This window comes from Actinokineospora sp. NBRC 105648 (assembly GCF_030269645.1).
Classification (GTDB): domain Bacteria; phylum Actinomycetota; class Actinomycetes; order Mycobacteriales; family Pseudonocardiaceae; genus Actinokineospora.
On record NZ_BSTR01000028.1, the window covers coordinates 14,152 to 32,546 of the forward strand.

Annotated in this window: 15 protein-coding genes; 12 read left to right on the forward strand and 3 right to left on the reverse strand. The window is 71.3% G+C overall.

Going from position 1 to position 18,395, the window contains the following annotated elements:
- The first annotated feature begins 51 nt into the window (after positions 1-51).
- From QSK30_RS22725 to QSK30_RS22755, 7 genes are all read left to right on the forward strand, one after another.
- Entirely contained in the window at positions 52-1,074 is a 1,023-nt protein-coding gene (locus QSK30_RS22725; RefSeq protein ID WP_285505629.1) for a WxL protein peptidoglycan domain-containing protein, read from the forward strand.
- A complete protein-coding gene (locus QSK30_RS22730; RefSeq protein WP_285505630.1) occupies positions 1,061-1,810 on the forward strand; it encodes a hypothetical protein in 750 nt (249 codons plus the stop codon). The genes QSK30_RS22725 and QSK30_RS22730 overlap by 14 nt, the downstream gene beginning before the upstream one ends.
- A 57-nt stretch (positions 1,811-1,867) precedes the next feature.
- On the forward strand, positions 1,868-3,478 hold the full coding sequence (locus QSK30_RS22735; RefSeq protein ID WP_285505631.1) for a hypothetical protein: 1,611 nt from the start codon (positions 1,868-1,870) through the stop codon (positions 3,476-3,478).
- Between the two features lie 10 nt (positions 3,479-3,488).
- Complete coding sequence (locus QSK30_RS22740; protein ID WP_285505635.1) at positions 3,489-4,457, forward strand: sortase; 969 nt, start codon at positions 3,489-3,491, stop codon at positions 4,455-4,457.
- 14 nt (positions 4,458-4,471) lie between these two features.
- A complete protein-coding gene (locus QSK30_RS22745; protein ID WP_285505636.1) occupies positions 4,472-5,302 on the forward strand; it encodes a phosphate ABC transporter ATP-binding protein in 831 nt (276 codons plus the stop codon).
- A 78-nt stretch (positions 5,303-5,380) separates the two neighbouring features.
- Positions 5,381-5,710, forward strand: a complete 330-nt coding sequence (locus tag QSK30_RS22750; protein WP_285505637.1) for an STAS domain-containing protein — start codon at positions 5,381-5,383, stop codon at positions 5,708-5,710.
- Positions 5,711-5,729: 19 nt separating this feature from the next.
- On the forward strand, positions 5,730-6,920 hold the full coding sequence (locus tag QSK30_RS22755) for an ankyrin repeat domain-containing protein (protein WP_285505639.1): 1,191 nt from the start codon (positions 5,730-5,732) through the stop codon (positions 6,918-6,920).
- Here QSK30_RS22755 and QSK30_RS22760 read toward each other — a convergent pair.
- Positions 6,911-7,645 carry a CAP domain-containing protein gene (locus tag QSK30_RS22760; RefSeq protein WP_285505641.1) on the reverse strand — a complete coding sequence of 245 codons (735 nt, stop codon included), beginning with the start codon at positions 7,643-7,645 and terminating at the stop codon, positions 6,911-6,913. The two genes, QSK30_RS22755 and QSK30_RS22760, sit on opposite strands and share 10 nt — an antisense overlap.
- Positions 7,646-7,757: 112 nt before the next feature.
- Between QSK30_RS22760 and QSK30_RS22765 the strand changes: the two genes are divergently transcribed.
- Positions 7,758-9,140: a sigma-70 family RNA polymerase sigma factor gene (locus tag QSK30_RS22765; RefSeq protein ID WP_285505643.1), complete on the forward strand. Its 1,383-nt coding sequence runs from the start codon at positions 7,758-7,760 to the stop codon at positions 9,138-9,140.
- A gap of 927 nt (positions 9,141-10,067) precedes the next feature.
- Here QSK30_RS22765 and QSK30_RS22770 read toward each other — a convergent pair.
- Positions 10,068-12,434, reverse strand: coding sequence for a Tex family protein (locus QSK30_RS22770; RefSeq protein WP_285505644.1), 2,367 nt, complete (start codon positions 12,432-12,434; stop codon positions 10,068-10,070).
- A gap of 169 nt (positions 12,435-12,603) precedes the next feature.
- Between QSK30_RS22770 and QSK30_RS22775 the strand changes: the two genes are divergently transcribed.
- The 4 genes from QSK30_RS22775 (at position 12,604) to QSK30_RS22790 (ending at position 17,933) form a co-directional block, all read left to right on the forward strand.
- Positions 12,604-13,338, forward strand: coding sequence for a (Fe-S)-binding protein (locus tag QSK30_RS22775; protein ID WP_285505646.1), 735 nt, complete (start codon positions 12,604-12,606; stop codon positions 13,336-13,338).
- 11 nt (positions 13,339-13,349) lie between these two features.
- Complete coding sequence (locus tag QSK30_RS22780; RefSeq protein WP_285505725.1) at positions 13,350-14,768, forward strand: LutB/LldF family L-lactate oxidation iron-sulfur protein; 1,419 nt, start codon at positions 13,350-13,352, stop codon at positions 14,766-14,768.
- 3 nt (positions 14,769-14,771) lie between these two features.
- Complete coding sequence (locus tag QSK30_RS22785; protein WP_285505648.1) at positions 14,772-15,443, forward strand: LutC/YkgG family protein; 672 nt, start codon at positions 14,772-14,774, stop codon at positions 15,441-15,443.
- A gap of 627 nt (positions 15,444-16,070) precedes the next feature.
- Complete coding sequence (locus QSK30_RS22790) at positions 16,071-17,933, forward strand: Calx-beta domain-containing protein (protein ID WP_285505650.1); 1,863 nt, start codon at positions 16,071-16,073, stop codon at positions 17,931-17,933.
- A gap of 79 nt (positions 17,934-18,012) precedes the next feature.
- On the opposite strand, the gene QSK30_RS22795 is transcribed toward QSK30_RS22790, so the two are convergent.
- Positions 18,013-18,216 carry a cold-shock protein gene (locus tag QSK30_RS22795; RefSeq protein ID WP_285505651.1) on the reverse strand — a complete coding sequence of 68 codons (204 nt, stop codon included), beginning with the start codon at positions 18,214-18,216 and terminating at the stop codon, positions 18,013-18,015.
- Between the last annotated feature and the right edge of the window lie 179 nt (positions 18,217-18,395).

An 18,395-nucleotide genomic window follows, 5' to 3' on the forward strand; every position in this document is an offset into this window, starting at 1 on the left:
AGGTACCCCGGCCCGCCCCCACGCCCGTGACCCTCTACTAAGGACATCCCGATGAAGCGGATCTGGCGCCGTTCGGTGCTCTCCGGCCTGCTGGCCGCGCTCGCCCTGGGGCTGGCCCCGGTGCCCGCGCACGCCGCCGTCCCCAGCGGGCCCGCCACCTTCGGTGTGCGGCCCGCCACCGCGCAGGCGCCGGACAACCGCCCGAACTTCAGCTACAGCGCGACCCCCGGCGCGGTGGTCAAGGACTACGTCGCGGTCTCCAACGTGTCCAACGACCCGCTGGGCCTCAAGCTCTACGCCAACGACGCGTTCAACACCCCCGAGGGCGGGTTCGACCTGCTCGCCCAGGGCAAGGCCTCGGTCGACGTGGGCACCTGGGCCAAGCTGGACCTGGCCGAGGTGCGGATCCCGGGGCGCACCACCACGATCGTGCCGTTCACGGTGACCATCCCGGCGAACGCCACCCCCGGTGACCACGTCGGCGGCATCGTCGCGGCGCTGGTCACCGAGGCCACCAACGCGGATGGCCAGCGCGTCGCGGTGGAGCAGCGGGTGGGTGCCCGGATCTACCTGCGGGTGTCCGGTGACCTGGTCCCGAAGCTGTCGATCGACGAGCTGACCGCGGACTACGACGGCACGTTCTTCGGCACCGGGGACACCACGGTGTCCTACACCGTGCGCAACGTCGGCAACGTCCGGTTGGGTGGCAAGCAGAAGGTGACCGTCGAGACCCCCTGGGGCTCCGGCACCGACGCGCCCAACCTGCCCGACCTGCCGGAGTTGCTGCCCGGCAACAGCTTCCGGGTGACCACCGTGGTCCCGGGGGTGCTGCCCGCGGGCTGGCTGGACGGCCTGGTGCGCATCGACCCGGTGCCCGCGCCCGGTCCGCAGCCGCAGGCCGAGGTGGCCGAGGCGAGCGTCACGATCGTCGCGGTGCCCTGGCTGGTGCTGCTCATCCTGCTCCTCGTGGTCGCCCTGGTGCTCTTCCTGCTCTGGCGCAGGCGCCGCCGACGGCGCGCCGCCACGACCACCGAGCCCGACCCGCTCCCGGAGGTGGAACATGCGACGGTATGAACGAGTTGGCCTGATCCTCGCCGCTTTCCTCGCGCTGGCAGGCACTCTGGTGCTGCCCGGCACGGCGTCGGCCGACCGCCTCGGCGGTCTGCTGGTGACCCCGGGTGAGAGTGTCGACCAGGTGCCGGTGCGGCTGACCACCGAGAAGGGCTGTCCACAAGGGACAACGGGGTACCTGGCCACGATGCGCGGGCACGGGCTCGAGGACGTCGTGATCGTGCCGACCTCCGACGTGCTCCTCTCGCACAACAAGGGTTTCGTCGTCCCGGTCGCCAACACCTTCCGCGACTACGCCGACGAGAACAAGACCACCCTGCAGGGCCGCTACGACATCACGCTGCGGTGCATCGACTCGTTCTCCCAGCAGGTGTTCGGCGAGTTCACCGCGTCGGTCGAGTTCACCGGCCCGGCCCGCTACGCCGCCGTCGGCGCGGCCAAGGGCCCGCCGCGCAACACCGACCCGATCATCCCGCCGGACCTGGGCAAGAGCACCGAGCCCGGTGCGCCGCCGGTCCAGCAGCCGCCGGCCGAGTCCGGCGCGCCGCTGCCCGAAGGGCAGGTCGCCCCGCAGCCCGCGACCGACATGGCGGCCCCCGCGGCCGCCGAGCCCGGTGGCGGCAGCAACGGCCCCTTCCTTTACGTGGCAGGCGGTGTGGCCGCCGTCGTGCTGCTCACCGGTGCCGCCGTCGCGTTGCGCAGGCGCGGCAAAGCCACCCCCGAGACCGAGACCGAGTGACGCCGAACCCCGGCCGCTGCTCTGCACGTCTGCTGTCGACAATGGAGGAAATGTTTCATGCGTAAGCGCCAACTGATCGCGGCAGGCGCGGCGGTCCTCACCACGGCGACCGCGGCGGTGATCGTCGTCGCGGGCAGCAGCTCCGCCGAGCCGCCGGTCGCCACGCTCGGGTCGCTCTCGGTCAGCAAGCAGTCCGGCCTGGACACCGACGCCCCGAGCTACACGACCACCGCCGGGTGCGCGGAGGGCTCCGACGCCTACAAGCTCGACGTCTACGGGCCGGGCGGGTTCGCCAACGGCCTGGTCGGCGCGACCCCGTCGGAGGTCGGCTTCTCGCTGACCTCGCCGATCGTGGTGACCCAGGGCCTGACCTTCAAGGACATCGCGGTCGACAACAACACCACCATCCAGCCGGGCAAGTTCACCCTGGTGGTCACCTGCGTCGACCAGTTCGCCGGTGAGGTGCGCGGCACCTTCACCAAGGCCATCTACTTCACCACCGCCAAGGACTGGCAGGTCAAGGACCCGGCCGAGCCGACCACGACCACCACCACGTCGACCACCACGACGACGACCACCACCACGAAGCCGACGACCACCACGACCACGGTGGAGCCGACGACCACGACCACCACGCCGACCACGACCACCACCACGGTCGAGCCCACCACCACGACCACCACGGCGGAACCGACCACGACGACCACCACGGTCGAGCCGACGACCACCACGACCACGGTGGAGCCGACCTCGACGACCACGACCGCCGAGCCGACGTCGACGACGTCGTCCACGACGACCGCGGTGCCGACCAGCTCGACCACCACGGTCGTGCCCACCAGCTCATCGACCACGACCAAGCCCACCAGTTCGTCGACGCCCCCGTCGTCGAGCTCGTCGCCCACGTCGTCGACCACGGTCGCGCCCACCTCGTCGAGCACCTCGGTCCAGCCGACCAGCACCACCACGACCACGCCCAGTGGCCCGCAGCGGCTCGGCAAGCTGATCCTGGTCAAGGACGAGCAGAAGGGCCTCGCCGTCGACGCCCCCACCTGGAAGACCCCGAGCGGCTGCCCGACCGGCTCCGACGGCTACGAGCTGGTGATCAAGGGCCCGGGCAACTGGGCGGGCGGCTACGTGGCCACCGCGGTCGGTGAGTTCGGCTTCTCGACCACCGACCCGTTCTCGGTGTCGCAGACCTTCACCTTCCAGGACATCGCCGACGACCACGACGAGTCCGCCATCGTCCCGGGCGGCACCTACACCGTCATCCTGAACTGCGTGGTCCAGTTCGACTCGGTCAGCGTCGGCTACTTCGCCCTCGACCTGCAGTTCACCACCGCCTCGGCGTGGATCGTCAAGCAGGACCAGTCGACCACCACGCCGACCACGTCCACGACGTCCACCACCTCGACCACCGGTGGCGCCAGCACGACCACCTCGGGCACCGGCACCACGGACCCGGGCACTGGCACCGACACCACCGACCCGGCCCCGCAGGGCAGCTCGGGCACCAGCGGCTCGAGCGGCACCGGTGGCGGCCTGGCCAGCACCGGCGCCTCGATCGGGCTGGCACTGCTGGTGGGTACCGCGCTGGTCGGCTTCGGCGCCATCGCCCTGATCGCCGCCCGTCGCCGTCGCGCGGGCGCGACCCCGACCGAGAGCTGATCGCGACCGCGTGCGCCGGGGCGGCACCGCCCCGGCGCACGCGGCGTCCGAGGGAAAGGACACCCGGGTGACCGTGCTCGACCAGCCAGCCCCGCCGCTCGCGCCGGACCCGCTGCCGCCGCCCGCCGCCCCGCCGGAGCGCTCGGGTCTGGTGCTGGCGGGCCAGATGCTCGGGATCCTGGGCGCGGTCCTGCTGTGCTTCGTCGCGCAGCTGGTCCTGTTCGGCGCGCTCAAGCACGAGCGCGACCAGAACACCGCCTACACCGACTTCCGCGCGCGGCTGGCCAACGCGGTCGCGCCGGTCGGCGGTCTCGCCGACGGCAGGCTGCTGGCGAGCGGCACCCCGGTGGCCATCCTGGAGATCCCGCGGTTCGGGATCCAGGAGGTCGTGAGCGAGGGGACCTCCGCGCGCACGCTCAAGTCCGGTCCCGGCCACGTGCGCAACACCCCGCTGCCCGGGCAGCCGGGTACCAGCGTGATCTACGGCCGCAAGGCGGCCTACGGCGGACCGTTCGCCATGATCGACATGCTGCGCTCCGGCGACCTGATCATCGTCACCACCGGCCAGGGCGAGAGCCGGTACTCGGTGCAGGGGGTGCGCCGGGCCAACGACAAGGAGCGGCCCGCCCCCGGCGCCGGGAAGGGCAGGCTCACCCTGGCCACCGCCGACGGCTCGTTCTTCCTGCCCACCGACGTGCTCCGGGTCGACGCGACGCTGACCACCGAGGTGCGCGAGCGCCCGGGCTCGGTGCCCGCGTTCGCGGTGCCCGACGACGAGCGGGCGATGGCGGGCGATGAGTCCGCGCTGGTGCCGATCGCGTTGTGGACGCTGATCCTGGCCGCGGCCGCGGTGGCCGTGGTCTACGTGCGGCAGCGGGTCGGCCGCTGGCACGCCTGGGTGATCGGGATCCCGGTCCTCGGCGTGCTCGGTGTGACCCTGGCCGACCAGGCCGCCGCCCTGCTGCCCAACCTGATGTGAGCCCGGAGGCCGCGATGACCACCCAGATCACCCAGCCCGGCGACACCGTCGCGCTGCCGGTGCCCACCGACCTCGCGCAGCTGGACGCGCGGTCGATCTCGGCCTGGTTCGGCGACCGCAAGGTGCTCGACCGGGTCTCCCTGCTGATGCCCGGCGGCTCGGTCACCGCGCTGATCGGCCCGTCCGGCTGCGGCAAGTCGACCTTCCTGCGCACCCTCAACCGGATGCACGAGCTGATCCCCGGCGCGAGCCTGGCCGGTGAGGTCCTGCTGTCCGGCCAGGACATCTACGACCCCGCGCGCAAGCTGACCGACGCGCGCAAGCAGATCGGCATGGTCTTCCAGAAGCCGAACCCGTTCCCGGCCATGTCCATCTACGACAACGTGGTCGCGGGCCTGAAGCTGACCGGCACCAAGGCGAGCCGCGCGGAGAAGGACAGCCTGGTCGAGCAGTGCCTGGCCAAGGCGGGGCTGTGGAACGAGGTCCGCGACCGGCTGCGCCAGCCCGGCGGCGCGCTCTCCGGTGGGCAGCAGCAGCGGCTGTGCATCGCCCGCTCGCTGGCGGTGCGGCCCAAGGTGCTGCTGATGGACGAGCCGTGCTCGGCGCTGGACCCGACCTCCACCCGGCGCATCGAGCAGACCATCGCCGAGCTCGCGCACGAGGTGACGATCATCATCGTCACGCACAACATGCAGCAGGCGGCCCGGGTCTCCCAGCAGTGCGCGTTCTTCCTGGCCGAGCAGGGCATACCGGGGGTGATCGTGGAGTCCGGGCTGACCCAGCAGATCTTCGAGGCGCCGGTCGACCCGCGCACCGCCGACTACGTGCACGGCCGCTTCGGCTGAGTAACCCGTTCGTGGGTCGTCACGGACCGGCCACCGCGGGTAGCGTGCGGTGGTCGGTTCCGTGCGGGTGGGGGTGTGGTGGATCTTCGGTTGGACGCCCCGCCCGCGCCCGGGGTGGTGCTGGTGGCCATCGGCGGTGAGGTCGACCTGGTCGCCGCGGGCATCCTGGAGCGCTTCCTGCTCGGCGCGGTCGCCGAGCAGCGCACCCCGCGACCCGGGCTGATCGTCGACCTGTCGGACGCGGAGTTCTTCGGCTGCGCCGGGCTCAACGCGCTGCTCGCCGCCCAGCGCAGGCTCGAGCGCACCGGCGGCTGGCTGCGGCTGGTCGACGTGTCCGAGGCGGTGTCGCGGGTGATCGACGCCAACGGCATGAACACCCGGCTGCGGGTCACCTCCTCCGGCGACTGAGCGCGGGTAGCTTGGCGGCATGCCCACGCCGCGCGCCGCCGACCGCGCCCGTTCGCCGCACCTGGTCACCGAGTTCGCCGACCGGGAGGCCGAGTTCCTCGCGCACGCCTGCCTGACCTACGGCGCCGACAGCCCCGAACGGCGCGCCCGCGCCGCCGACCTGGTGCCCGCCGAACCCCCTTCGCTGCTCACCGCGGTCGTGCTCGGCGACGTCGAGGCGACGCGCGCCTGGCTCGACCGCGACCCGGGTGCCGCGGTGCGCCCTGGTGGGCCGTTCGACTGGGAACCGTTGCTGTACCTGGCTTACGCGCGCCTCGACCGCGGCAACCCGGTCGTGGTCGCCGGGCTGCTGCTCGACGCGGGCGCCGACCCGGACTCCGGCTTCCTCTGGCAGGGCCTGACCCCGGCGTTCACCGCGCTGACCGGCGCGTTCGGCGGGGGAGAGGGCGACCAGCCGCGCCACCCGCACGAGCAGCCGCTGGCCCGGTTGCTGCTGCGCGCGGGCGCCGACCCCAACGACGGCCAAGCGCTGTACAACCGGATGTTCACCGACGACGACAGCCACCTGCGGCTGCTCTTCGAGTTCGGCCTCGGCACCGGCGACGGCGGGCCGTGGGGCGGCTCGCCCGCGCGGATGCTGCACGACGTCCTGCTGTGGGCCGCCGCCCACGACCAGCGCGCGCGGGTCGAGCTCCTGCTCGACCACGGTGTCGACCCGGACGCGGACTTCCCCGGCCACCCGGCGCACGCGGGACGCGGTGCGCTGGAACTGGCCATCCGATCGGGGAACACCGAGATCGCGGACCGCCTGCGCGGCGCAGGTGCGCGGGCGGTCGAGCTCGACGACGAGGTGCTGGTCGTGGCGGCGGCCCTGCGCGGTGACGCCGACGCCCTGGCGGCCGCGGCTCCCGGTCTCCTGCAGCGGGCACGGGACCGGGAGCCACTGGCCGTCCTGCACGCGGCCGGGCGGGGCCGCGTGCGGGCGGTGCGGCTGCTGGTCGAGGCGGGTTGGGATGTCAACGCCTCGGCCAGGCACACCGCGCTGCACCAGGCGGCGGTACGGGGGGACCTACCGCTGGTGCAGGCCTTGCTCGACCTCGGCGCCGATCCGTCCTCAGTGGACGGGGAGTACGGCGCCACCCCGCTCGGCTGGGCCGAGCACGGAGGGCACCCGGAGGTCGTCGAGCTGTTGCGCGGGTCTCAGGCGTAGCCGAAGGTCTGCGTCCAGTAGATCCGGTAGCTGCCGCCCTTGGCCACGCCGACGCCGAGCTCGCCGAACTTGCAGTTGAGGATGTTCGCCTTGTGCCCCGCGCTGTTCATCCACGAGGTCATCACGGCCTCCGGGGTGCCCTGACCGGCGGCGATGTTCTCGCCGCCGCCCTTGGTGTACCCCTCGGCGCGGATCCGGTCGAACGGCGAGCGCCCGTCCTGCGAGGTGTGGCTGAAGTAGTTGTTGGCGGCCATGTCGGCGCTGTGCTTGCGCGCCGCGGTGCCGAGCTTGTCGTTCCACCGCAACGGCTTGCACCCAGCCTCGGCCCGCCGGGCGTTGACCAGCTCCAGGACCTTCTGCTCCTCGGCGGAGGCACCCGGGACCTTCGTCGTGGTGGTCGTCGTCGGCTTGGGCTTGGTCGTCGTGGTGGTGGGCTTCGGTTTGGTAGAGGTGGCCGCCACCTCCGCCGCCACGGGTATGGGCTCGGCCGGAGTCGACTCGGCGGGTATGGAGTCCGCCGTGGTGGTCGTCGCCGTGGCACTCGCCGGGTCCAACGACGCGGTCGCGGACCTGGTCCCCGGCGCGGCGAGGTCACGCAGGGCGAGCGCCGCCGCCGCGGGGGACGGGTCCGCCGGACCGGGCGAGCCCAGCGTCAACGCCCCGGCGGTGAGCGCGGAACCGATGGCGGCGGCGGCCAGCACGGCCAGACGGCGTCGAGCTTTCACGATCAGGAATCCCTTCGGCCGGTTGTTGCCTACGCCAGTTGGACGGAGGGGTTGCGCGGGGGATTACGGTCTGAGGCCGAACCAGACGCGAAAAATCTCCGCGGAGGCGGCTGTGCAGCCCAGCGATCCCCCCGACGCCGACCTCGTCAAGCGCACCCGCGCCGGCGAGGACGAGGCGTTCTCGCAGCTCTACGACCGCTACCGCGACCCGATCACCAGCTTCCTGACCAGGCTCGTCGGTGACGGACACCTGGCCGAGGACTTGGCGCAAGAGGCTTTCGTCAGTGCTTTGCGAAACCTGTCGTCACTGCGCGAGGCAGACCGCTTCCGCCCGTGGCTGTTCACCATCGCCCACCGTGGTGCCCTGGATCACATCCGCCGCGGTGGCCCAGTCCTGCTGGCGGAGATGCCGGAGGTAGTGGCATCGGGAGAGTCCCCACAGGACGCCGCCGACGCCCACGAGGCGGCCAAACTGGTCTGGGACGCAGCGGCGTCGTTGGAGCCGAGGCAACTGGCGATCCTCGAACTCACCGTCCGCGACGAAGTGAGCACAGCGGAGCTCGCCCACGCCCTCGACGTCCAGACCTCACACGCCGCCGTCCTGGCCCACCGCGCCCGATCCGCCCTGGGCCACGCGGTCCGGATGTTGCTGCTGGCCCGCAACCCACGCCGCTGCAAGCGCTTGGCGGGCTTGGTCCCCGACCGACCGAAGACGCTGTCCAGGGCCCAACGCGCCAGTGTGGACCGCCACCTGCGCCGCTGCCCGGACTGCCGCGACCTGGCGGGCAGGCTCACCGCACCGCTGGGCGTGCTGGCCGTGCTGCTGACGGCGGCCACCCGAGCGACAACGCCACGCGCGGACAACGCGGCCTGGGCCTTGGTGGACCCGAGCAGGCACCTGGTGCGCAAGACCGCGGTGACCCTCGGACTCACTCTCGCCCTCACGGTGCTCTGGTCGCTGATCCCGCACAACAGCATCCCCCCGGAAACCGCCCGCCCGACCCCGACCGTGTCCACCACGACCGAGATCCCGGCCGTCACCACCACTGCGGCGACACCGTCCACAGTGGCCCCGACCTCGGTCTCCCTCCAACCGCGCCCGGCCGCGCCTCCGGTGGCCAAACCCCCGGTCACCGAGCCGGCCAGACTGATCGCCAAGATCAACGACCGCCGAGCCGCCCAGGGCTGCACCCCACTCCGCGTCGACCCCAAGCTGACCAGCGCCGCCCAAACCCACAGCACGGACATGATGCGCTCCGACTACACCAGCCTCACCGCCCCCAGCGGCACGACCCTGGGAGACCGGGTGGACGCGGCAGGCTACAAGCAGATGATCGGCGCGATGGTGGCGGCCAACCGGAAGACAGCGGAGGAAATGGCGGCACTGCTCAACGACTCCCCGGCCTACACCTGCGCCACCAAGTCCATCGGCACCTCCCGCGCGGACGGCGGACCATGCGACTACTACTGGACAGTGATCTACGGCAGGTCCTAAGTAGACGCACCAGACTCCCGACCCCGCTGGAACGGTGACAGAACCCCAGCCCCGCTGGCACCCAAGTGAATCCCGACCCTGCTGGTACCGCAGCAGATAGGCCAACCCTGCTGTCACCCAAGCGAGTTCCGTCCCCCAGCAAACCGCAGCGGTGAGGCCGACCCGGCTGGAACGCAAGTCCCGTTACGGTTGCTCGATCTAGTGGACTCGCTTCGTGTGGGGGGAGAGTGCCGCTAAACTTGCCGTGGGTGGGGATGCCCTTACCCTGCCCTTTTCTCTCCACCGCGGTGCTCTAGGGGCCCCGCACGAAGCGAGTTCACTAGATCGAGCCCCATATCTTTTCCTCGGGCAGCCCATGCGATGGGTCGCCGCCGAGGTCGACCGTAGGTCGGTGTGCGGCACACCCCACGAGCTGCCCGAGTAAGAGCGGGGCTCGATTGGCTGGACTGCCTTCGCGTGGGGCCCCTAGGCGACCGCGTGGGGACAAAGCGTGGGGAGAAGGGCATCCCCACCACAGGTCAAGTTTAGCGGTCGCCTCCCCCCACACGAAGGCAGTCCACCCAATCGAGCACAAACGTAACGGGTGTTGCGTACCAGCGGGGCCGGGATCCTGTCGCCTTCCAGCGGGCGCGGAATTCGTTAGGTGTCAACGAGAGTGAGATTGCATTGCGCTGCAACAGAGGCAGAGTTGATCACGCTCGCTCTACCACCAGCCAGCCGATCAGCCTGCCGTCCCCAAGCCGACATTCAGTTCGCCAGGCCACCGACTCCCCAGCCCGCGCCGGTCAGTCCCTCAGCGCGGTCTGTCGGGCTGCTCGGCTGAGCAGCCAGGTTAGCCACTCTCGCCCAGCCCAGCCCAGCCCAGCCCAGCCCAGCCCAGCCCGCGTTCAGTCACCCGCTCTTCCCGCAGTCTCCGCGCATTCGTTGCTATTCCTTGTATCCAGCCTTTCGCAAGGCATCTGCCAGTGAACCGCTAGCGGGTGCCTCCTTGCGGCCGCGCCCCTGTTGTCCGCCTCGCTGCTGTCCACCACCACCACCACCGCGCTGCTGCGAGGAACCACCCCTGCCACCCCGCTGCGGTTGCCCGCCTTCGCCCGGGGTCCCTGTGGGGATCTCGTCGTCCAAGCGCAGGGTCAGCGAGATGCGCTTGCGGGGGATGTCGATTTCCAGGACCTTCACCTTGACCACGTCGCCCGACTTCACGACGTCGCGGGGGTCCTTGACGAATGTGCGGGACAGCGCTGAGACGTGCACGAGGCCGTCCTGGTGGACGCCGATGTCCACGAAGGCCCCGAAGGCGGCGACGTTGGTGACGACGCCCTCCAGTGTCATGCCGGGGCGCAGGTCTGCCAGCTTCTCGACGCCGTCGGCGAAGGTGGCGGTCTTGAACGCTGGGCGGGGGTCGCGGCCGGGCTTTTCCAGCTCCGTCAGGATATCCGTGACCGTGGGGAGGCCGAAGGTCTCGTCGACGAAGTCCTGGGCTTGCAGGGTGCGCAGTTTGCCGGAGTTGCCGATCAGCGCGGGGAGTTCGCCGCCGGTGCGGGCGAGGATTCGGCGGACCACCGGGTAGGCCTCGGGGTGCACGCTGGAGGCGTCGAGCGGGTCGTCGCCCGCCGGGATGCGGAGGAATCCCGCGCACTGTTCGAAGGCCTTGGCGCCGAGTCGGGCGACGTCCTTGAGGCCCTTGCGCGTGCGGAAGGGGCCGTGTGCGTCGCGGTGGGCGACGATGTTCTCCGCCAGGCCCGCGCCGATGCCGGACACCCTGGTCAGCAGGGGTGCCGATGCCGTGTTCACGTCCACGCCGACGCCGTTCACGCAGTCCTCGACGACCGCGTCCAGGGAGCGCGAGAGCTTCACCTCGGACAGGTCGTGCTGGTACTGGCCGACGCCGATGGACTTCGGGTCGATCTTCACCAGTTCGGCCAGCGGGTCCTGCAGGCGCCTGGCGATCGACACTGCGCCGCGCAGGGAGACGTCCAGGCCGGGGAGTTCCTGGGTCGCGTAGGCCGATGCCGAGTACACCGACGCGCCCGCCTCGGAGACCACGATCTTGGTGAGCTTGAGGTCGGCGCACTTCTTGATCAGCTCGATGGCGAGCTTGTCGGTCTCCCGGGACGCCGTGCCGTTGCCGATCGCGATCAGCTCGACCTTGTGCGCCGCCGCCAGCCTGGCCAGGGACACCAGGGCGTCGTCCCAGCGCTGCTGGGGCACGTGCGGGTAGATCGTGTCGGTGGCGACCACCTTGCCGGTGGCGTCCACGACCGCCACCTTCACCCCGGTGCGGAAGCCCGGGTCCAGGCCCATGGTCGCGCGTGAGCCCGCGGGCGCCGCGAGGAGCAGGTCGCGCAGGTTCATCGCGAAGACCCGTACCGCCTCGTCCTCGGCCTCCTGGCGCAGCCGGGAGCGCAGGTCGATGCCGAGCCGGACCACGATGCGGGTGCGCCAGGCCCAGCGGACCACGTCGGAGAGCCAGCGGTCGGCGGGCCTGCCCTGGTCGTCGACGCCGAACCGGTAGGCGATCCGCGCCTCGTACTCGCCGCGGGTGGTCGGGTCGGCCTCCGGGTCGGGGTCCAGGGTGAGGTCGAGGACCTCCTCCTTCTCGCCGCGGAACATCGCCAGGATCCGGTGCGAGGGCAGCTTGCCGAACGGCTCGGAGAAGTCGAAGTAGTCGGCGAACTTCGCGCCGTCGGTCTCCTTGCCCTCGCGGACCTTCGCGGCCAGCACGCCCTTGGTCCACATCCGCTCGCGCAGCTCGCCGATCAGGTCGGCGTCCTCGGCGAACCGCTCGACCAGGATCGACCGGGCGCCGTCGAGGGCCTCGGTGGCGTCGTTGACGCCCTTCTCGGCGTCGACGAACCCGGCCGCGACCGCGCGCGGGTCCAGCGTCGGGTCGCCGATCAGCCGGTCGGCGAGCGGCTCCAGGCCCGCCTCGCGGGCGATCTGCGCCTTGGTCCGCCGCTTGGGCTTGTACGGCAGGTAGATGTCCTCCAGCCGCGCCTTGGAGTCGGCGGCCATGATCTGCGCGGCGAGCGCGTCGTCGAGCTTGCCCTGCTCGCGGATCGAGTCGAGGACCGCGGCCCGGCGCTCCTCCAGCTCGCGCAGGTAGCGCAACCGCTCCTCGAGGATGCGCAGCTGCTCGTCGTCGAGCGTGCCGGTGGCCTCCTTGCGGTAGCGCGCGATGAACGGCACCGTCGCGCCGCCGTCGAGCAGGTCGACGGCCGCGGTCACCTGCCGCTCGCGCACCCCGAGCTCCTCGGCGATGCGCTGGTGGATCCCCTGTGCTGGCGCAGTCATCGGTCCCGCTTCCACTTCTCGGTCACTTTCCGTTCCATTCTGGCGGAACCGGCGAGCACGTGGGCGCCCGACCCGCGACCCTGTGGACAACTCGCCCTGTGGACAACTCCCGGCACGCGTCCGCCGGACGTGCGATAAAGGTCCCCACCCGAGCGGAACGGAGGAACCGATGCGGATCGGCCTGTTCGTCACCTGCTTCAACGACACGCTGTTCCCCGCGTCGGCGCGCGCCGTGGTGCGGGTGCTGGAGCGGTTGGGCCACGAGGTGGTCTTCCCCCGGTCGCAGACCTGCTGCGGCCAGCTGCACTTCAACACCGGCTACCAGCGCGAGTGCGTCCCGCTGGTGGCCAAGTTCGCCGCCGACTTCGCCGACCTCGACCACGTGGTGTCACCATCGGCGTCCTGCGTGGCCATGGTCCGCGAGCACCACCCCCGGGTCGCCGAGGTCGCCCGCGACCCGGGCCTGGCCAGGGCCGTCGCCGAGACCGCGCCCCGGGTCCGCGAGTTCACCGAGTTCCTGGTCGACGTCCTGGGCGTCACCGACGTGGGCGCAACCTTCGCGCACCGGGTCACCTACCACCCGACCTGCCACGGCCTGCGTGTCCTCGGCTTGGCCGACCGCCCCACCGCGCTGCTGCGCGCCGTCCGCGGCCTGCGCCTGCTGGACTTACCGGAGGCGACGCAGTGCTGCGGCTTCGGCGGCACCTTCGCCCTCAAGAACGCCGACACCTCGGTCGCCATGGGCGCGGACAAGGCCCGGCACGTGGTCGACACCGGCGCCGAGGTGCTGGCCGCGGTGGACAACTCCTGCCTGATGCACGTCGGCGGCCTCCTCTCCCGCAACCGCTCGGCGGTGCGGGTCATGCACGTGGCCGAGATCCTGGCGAACGGAGCGGACGCGTGAGTGGAGTGTGGATGGGCATGCCCGCCTTCCCCGAGGCCGCGCGCACCGCGCTGGCCGACGGGCAGCTGCGCGCCAACCTGCGCACGGCGACGGGCACGATCCGGGCGAAACGCGCCGCCGTCGTCGCCGAGCGCGCTGACTGGGAGCAGCTGCGCGAGGCGGGCCGCGCCATCAAGGACCAGGCACTGCACGACCTCGACACCCACCTGCTCAGGCTGGAGGAGCAGGTCACCGCGGCCGGGGGAGTCGTGCACTGGGCCCGCGACGCCGCCGAGGCCAACCGGATCGTGGTCGGGCTCGTGCGCGCCGCGGCCGCCGACGAGGTGGTCAAGGTCAAGTCCATGGCCACCCAGGAGATCGAGCTCAACGAGGCACTGGCCGCCGCCGGGATCACCGCGCACGAGACCGACCTGGCCGAGCTGATCGTCCAACTGGGACACGACCGGCCGTCGCACATCCTGGTCCCGGCCATCCACCGCAACCGGTCCCAGATCCGCGACCTGTTCCAGCGCGAGATGCCCGACGCCCCACCGGGCCTCACCGACGACCCGGTCGCCCTCGCCGGCGCCGCCCGCGAGCACCTGCGCCGCAAGTTCCTCGCCGCCCGCGTCGCGATCTCCGGCGCGAACTTCGCGGTGGCCGAGACGGGCTCGCTCGTGGTGGTGGAGTCCGAGGGCAACGGCCGCATGTGCCTCACCCTGCCGGAGGTGCTGATCAGCGTCGTCGGCATCGAGAAGGTCATCCCCACCTGGCAAGACCTGGAGGTGATGCTCCAACTCCTCCCGCGCTCGGCCACCGGCGAGCGCATGAACCCCTACACCACGATCTGGCGGGGCACCACCCCCGGCGACGGCCCCCGCGAGTTCCACCTGGTGCTGCTGGACAACGGCCGCACAGCCGCCCTGGCCGACGAGATCGGCCGCGACGCCCTGCGCTGCATCCGCTGCTCGGCCTGCCTGAACGTCTGCCCCGTCTACGAACGCACCGGCGGCCACGCCTACGGCTCGGTCTACCCCGGCCCCATCGGCGCCATCCTCACCCCCCAACTGAGGGGAGTGGACGCCGACCCGGTGGCCAAGAGCCTCCCCTACGCCTCCACCCTCTGCGGCGCCTGCTACGAGGTCTGCCCGGTCATGATCGACATACCGAAGGCCCTCGTCCACCTCCGCGCCAAGGTCGTGGACGCCAACCGCGCCAACCCATCCCCAGAACGCACCGCCATGAAGGTGGCCGCCTGGATCTTCGCTCGCACCCGAAGGCTCGAACTGCTGCAGCGACTCACCGCCCGCGTCGCAAGCCTCCTGTTCCGCAAACCAACCATCACCCGCCTCCCACCCCCACTGTCCCGCTGGACCGAAACCCGCGACGCCCCCACCCCACCCCCAGAACCCTTCCGCGACTGGTGGTCCCGCACCCGAGAGGAGCCCTGACCCGTGGACGCCAAGTCGGAAATACTCTCCCGCATCCGCACGGCCCTAGGCCCGGACCGCACCCCCGTCGACGTCCCCCGCACCTACACCCGAACAACCCCCGAAACCGACGACATCCCAACCCTCTTCGCCACCCGCGCCGCCGACTACCAAGCCCGAGTCCGCCGAGTCACGGCCCAACCCACCCTGGCCGGTCCGGGCGGGCCGACCGCGCTCATCCCCTTCGACCCGGTCCCGGTAGCAGCAGCCATCACCGACCTGCTCAAGACAACCCACGTCCGATCGCTGGTCGTTCCCGCGGACTTCCCCGAAGCCTTGCTGCCCCAAGACAACTACGTCATCCGGCGAGACGACCCACCGCTCCCAGTAGCCGACCTCGACACCACCGACGCGGTCCTCACCGGCTGCGCCGCCGCCATAGCCGAAACCGGCACCATCATCCTCAACGCCGGTCCACTACAGGGCCGCCGAGCCCTGACCCTCATCCCAGACACCCACCTCTGCCTGGTGCGAGCGGACCAGATAGTCGGCACCGTCCCAGAAGCATTGTCCACTGTGGATGCAACCGCTCCGCTGACCTGGATCAGCGGCCCCTCGGCAACCAGCGACATAGAACTGCACCGAGTAGAAGGAGTCCACGGCCCAAGAACCCTCCTAATCCTGATCATCGACTAGCCGCCCGCACCGAGCCGCCCACGCTGAGCTGCCCGAACCGGGCCGCCCGAACCGAGCCGGCCACACTGAACCGCCCGAACTGAGCCGTCGCACCGAGCCGCCCGAAGTGGGTCGCCCGAACTGAGCCGCCACCACCAAACCACCAAAGGTTCGAAGCCTCGGTCCCACCAACCGAACTCGCGCAACAAACCTGCTGGATTGGGTGGACCTGCTTTGTTCGGGGAGAAAAGAGGCGCTAGCCTGGCCCAGGCGTGGGTGATCCCTTCCCCACCCGCTTCACCCCGGCGCCTCTTTTCTTAGGGGCCCCGAACAAAGCAGGTCCACCCAATCCAGCACCCCCACCCACCCGCGCCCCCCACCAGGGCAGGCCGCCAGCCGAAGACGACCCAAGCCCAGCGGGACCCAGCCCAGCAACACGGAAGCCCAGCAACACGAAACACGCAAGCCCAACAGGCTGCCCCAACAGGCACCCCACTCAGCCCAATCCGCTCCACCCACAGTGGACACCACTAGACCAACCGGATCGCACCCACCACCCTCTCCGGTGGTCCCGCCCCGCACCCATTGTCCCGCCGCCCGTCCACGGCGAACCATTCCGCCCGACATCCCAGCCCGATCGGAGTGCCCGTGCGGAAAACCCGAAGAACACCCCTGATCCTCACCGCCGCCATCCTCAGCTCCCTCGCCCTGACCACCCCCGCGACCGCCGACCCGGGCGTCACACCGTCCACTGTGGACCTCACGCTCGCGCCGGGGGCCACCGCCTCGGTGGGCAAGACCGTGCGCACGTCCGAGGTCCCGCAGAACCCCGACCTCGTCCTGCTCGCCGACACCACCGGCAGCATGGGCGGCGCCATCGGCAACGTGCGGGCCAACGCGGGTGCCATCACCGCCGACGTGCTGGCCGCCCAGCCCACCGCCCGGTTCGGGGTCGCCGAGTTCAAGGACATCGCCGACGCCATCCCGTTCCGGGTCAACCAGCAGCTCACCGGCGACCCCGGCGCGGTCCAGGCGGGCATCAACCAGTGGGCGGCGGGCGGTGGCGGCGACTTCCCCGAGGACCAGATCAACGCCCTCTACCGGATCGCCACCGGCGACATCGCGTTCCGGCCGGGCAGCACCCGGATCGTCGCCATCTTCGGTGACGCGCCGTCGCACGACCCCAGTGGTGGGCACACCCTCGCCGCCGCCATCGCCGCCCTCAACGCCGCGAGCGTGCGCGTGATCGCGGTCAACGTCGGCAACCTCGACTCCGCCGGTCAGGCCACCGCGCTGGTCAACGCCACCGGCGGCGTCCTGCTCAACAACGTCCCGTCGAACCAGGTCTCCCAGGCCATCCTCGACGGCATCCGCGCCATCCAGGTCACGGTCGAGCCGGTCGTCACCACCTGCGCCCCGCAACTGACCCTCACCAACAGCCCGACGTCGGTCACGGTCACCAGTGGTGACGCCGCCACCTTCGCCGAGACCGTCGCGGTCAGCCCCTCCGCCGCCCCCGGCGACTACACCTGCCAGGTCGACTACCTCGTCGGCGGCGTGTCCCAGGGCTTCGTCGAGACCACCACCGTCCGGGTGCTGGGCCTCTCCGTCAACGACGTCACCCTGGTCGAGCCCGACTCCGGCCCGGCCACCGCGACCTTCACCGTCTCGCTCACCGGCCCCTCGCCGAGCCCGGTCACCGTCGACTTCGTCACGGCCAACGCCTCCGCGACCGCCCCCGCCGACTACACCGCCGCCACCGGCAGCCTCACCTTCGCCCCCGGCGAGCTGAGCAGGCCCGTGGCCGTCACCGTCCTCGGCGACACCCTCGACGAGCTCACCGAGAACTTCCGCGTCACCCTCGCCAACGCGACCGGCGCGGGAATCCTGCGCGCCACCGGCACGGGCACGATCACCGACGGGGACCGCGACGGCGGCTTCACCTGCGCGGCCACGGCCGCGGCGGTCCTGGGCAGCACGGCCGCCGCCGCCAACCCGCCCAACAACCCGTGCGCCACCGACAGCAAGCTCGTCCCGACGGTCAGCCTGCTCGGCGTCCGGGTCGACGGTCTCTCCGGCAGCACCGACCTGTTCCCGGCCAACCAGGAGACCGCGCCCGGCCCGGGCGACGGCGCGCAGTCCGAGGCGTCGGTGAACGCGGCGACGGTCAGCCTGCTCGGCCTGGCGAACATCCAGCTCGGCGACATCCACGCCGAGGCCGGGCTCACCTGCGTGGCAGGACCGGGCGGCCTGACCCCGGTGTCGCACAGCAGTTCCAGCGTCGCCACGCTGCGGATCAACGGCGCCCCGATCACCGTCGGCACCCGGCCGCTGACCATCCCGCTGGTGGTCGGCTCGCTGCGGCTCAACAGCAGCACCGAGGTCAACGGCCAGCTCGTCCGCCAGGCCGTGGTCCTGGACACCCCGCTGACCCGGGTGGTGCTCGCCGAGGTCAAGGTCGGCCTGCACGGCACCGCGACCCACCCGGCGGGCAATCCCTGCCGCCGCTGATCAGCGGGAAAGCAGTACAGCCGGAAAGAAGAAGGGCCCCGCGCAGGCGAACCGGCGCGGGGCCCTTCTCAGGTCATGCTCAGACGATGGTCACGCCAGTCGCCTGCGGGCCCTTCGCGCCCTGGCCGACCTCGTAGCGCACCTTCTGGTTCTCCTCCAGCGTGCGGAAGCCGTTCGACTGAATCTCCGAGTAGTGCACGAACACGTCGGAGCCGCCGTCATCGGGAGCGATGAACCCGAAGCCCTTCTCCGAGTTGAACCACTTGACGGTGCCCTGGGCCATGCTTATCTCCTAGCCATGCTGCTGGAGGCGACCGCTGGTGCGGACACCCCGGCCACGCGAACCACCGTGCTCAGTGGTGACTCGTGGTGACTCACCAAGGCGATCCGGGCGACCACAGCCAGTCAACCACAAGGAGCCGACACTGGGCGAGATCCCAAAGCGTGCTTCACGCGGAGGGG

Coding starts and splice junctions, on each gene's coding strand:
- QSK30_RS22725 (WP_285505629.1), top strand. CDS start 52: ATGAAGCGGATCTGGCGCCGTTCGGTGCTCTCCGGCCTGCTGGCCGCG.
- QSK30_RS22730 (WP_285505630.1), top strand. CDS start 1,061: ATGCGACGGTATGAACGAGTTGGCCTGATCCTCGCCGCTTTCCTCGCG.
- QSK30_RS22735 (WP_285505631.1), top strand. CDS start 1,868: ATGCGTAAGCGCCAACTGATCGCGGCAGGCGCGGCGGTCCTCACCACG.
- QSK30_RS22745 (WP_285505636.1), top strand. CDS start 4,472: ATGACCACCCAGATCACCCAGCCCGGCGACACCGTCGCGCTGCCGGTG.
- QSK30_RS22755 (WP_285505639.1), top strand. CDS start 5,730: ATGCCCACGCCGCGCGCCGCCGACCGCGCCCGTTCGCCGCACCTGGTC.
- QSK30_RS22770 (WP_285505644.1), bottom strand. CDS start 12,434: ATGACTGCGCCAGCACAGGGGATCCACCAGCGCATCGCCGAGGAGCTC.
- QSK30_RS22775 (WP_285505646.1), top strand. CDS start 12,604: ATGCGGATCGGCCTGTTCGTCACCTGCTTCAACGACACGCTGTTCCCC.
- QSK30_RS22780 (WP_285505725.1), top strand. CDS start 13,350: ATGGGCATGCCCGCCTTCCCCGAGGCCGCGCGCACCGCGCTGGCCGAC.
- QSK30_RS22795 (WP_285505651.1), bottom strand. CDS start 18,216: ATGGCCCAGGGCACCGTCAAGTGGTTCAACTCGGAGAAGGGCTTCGGG.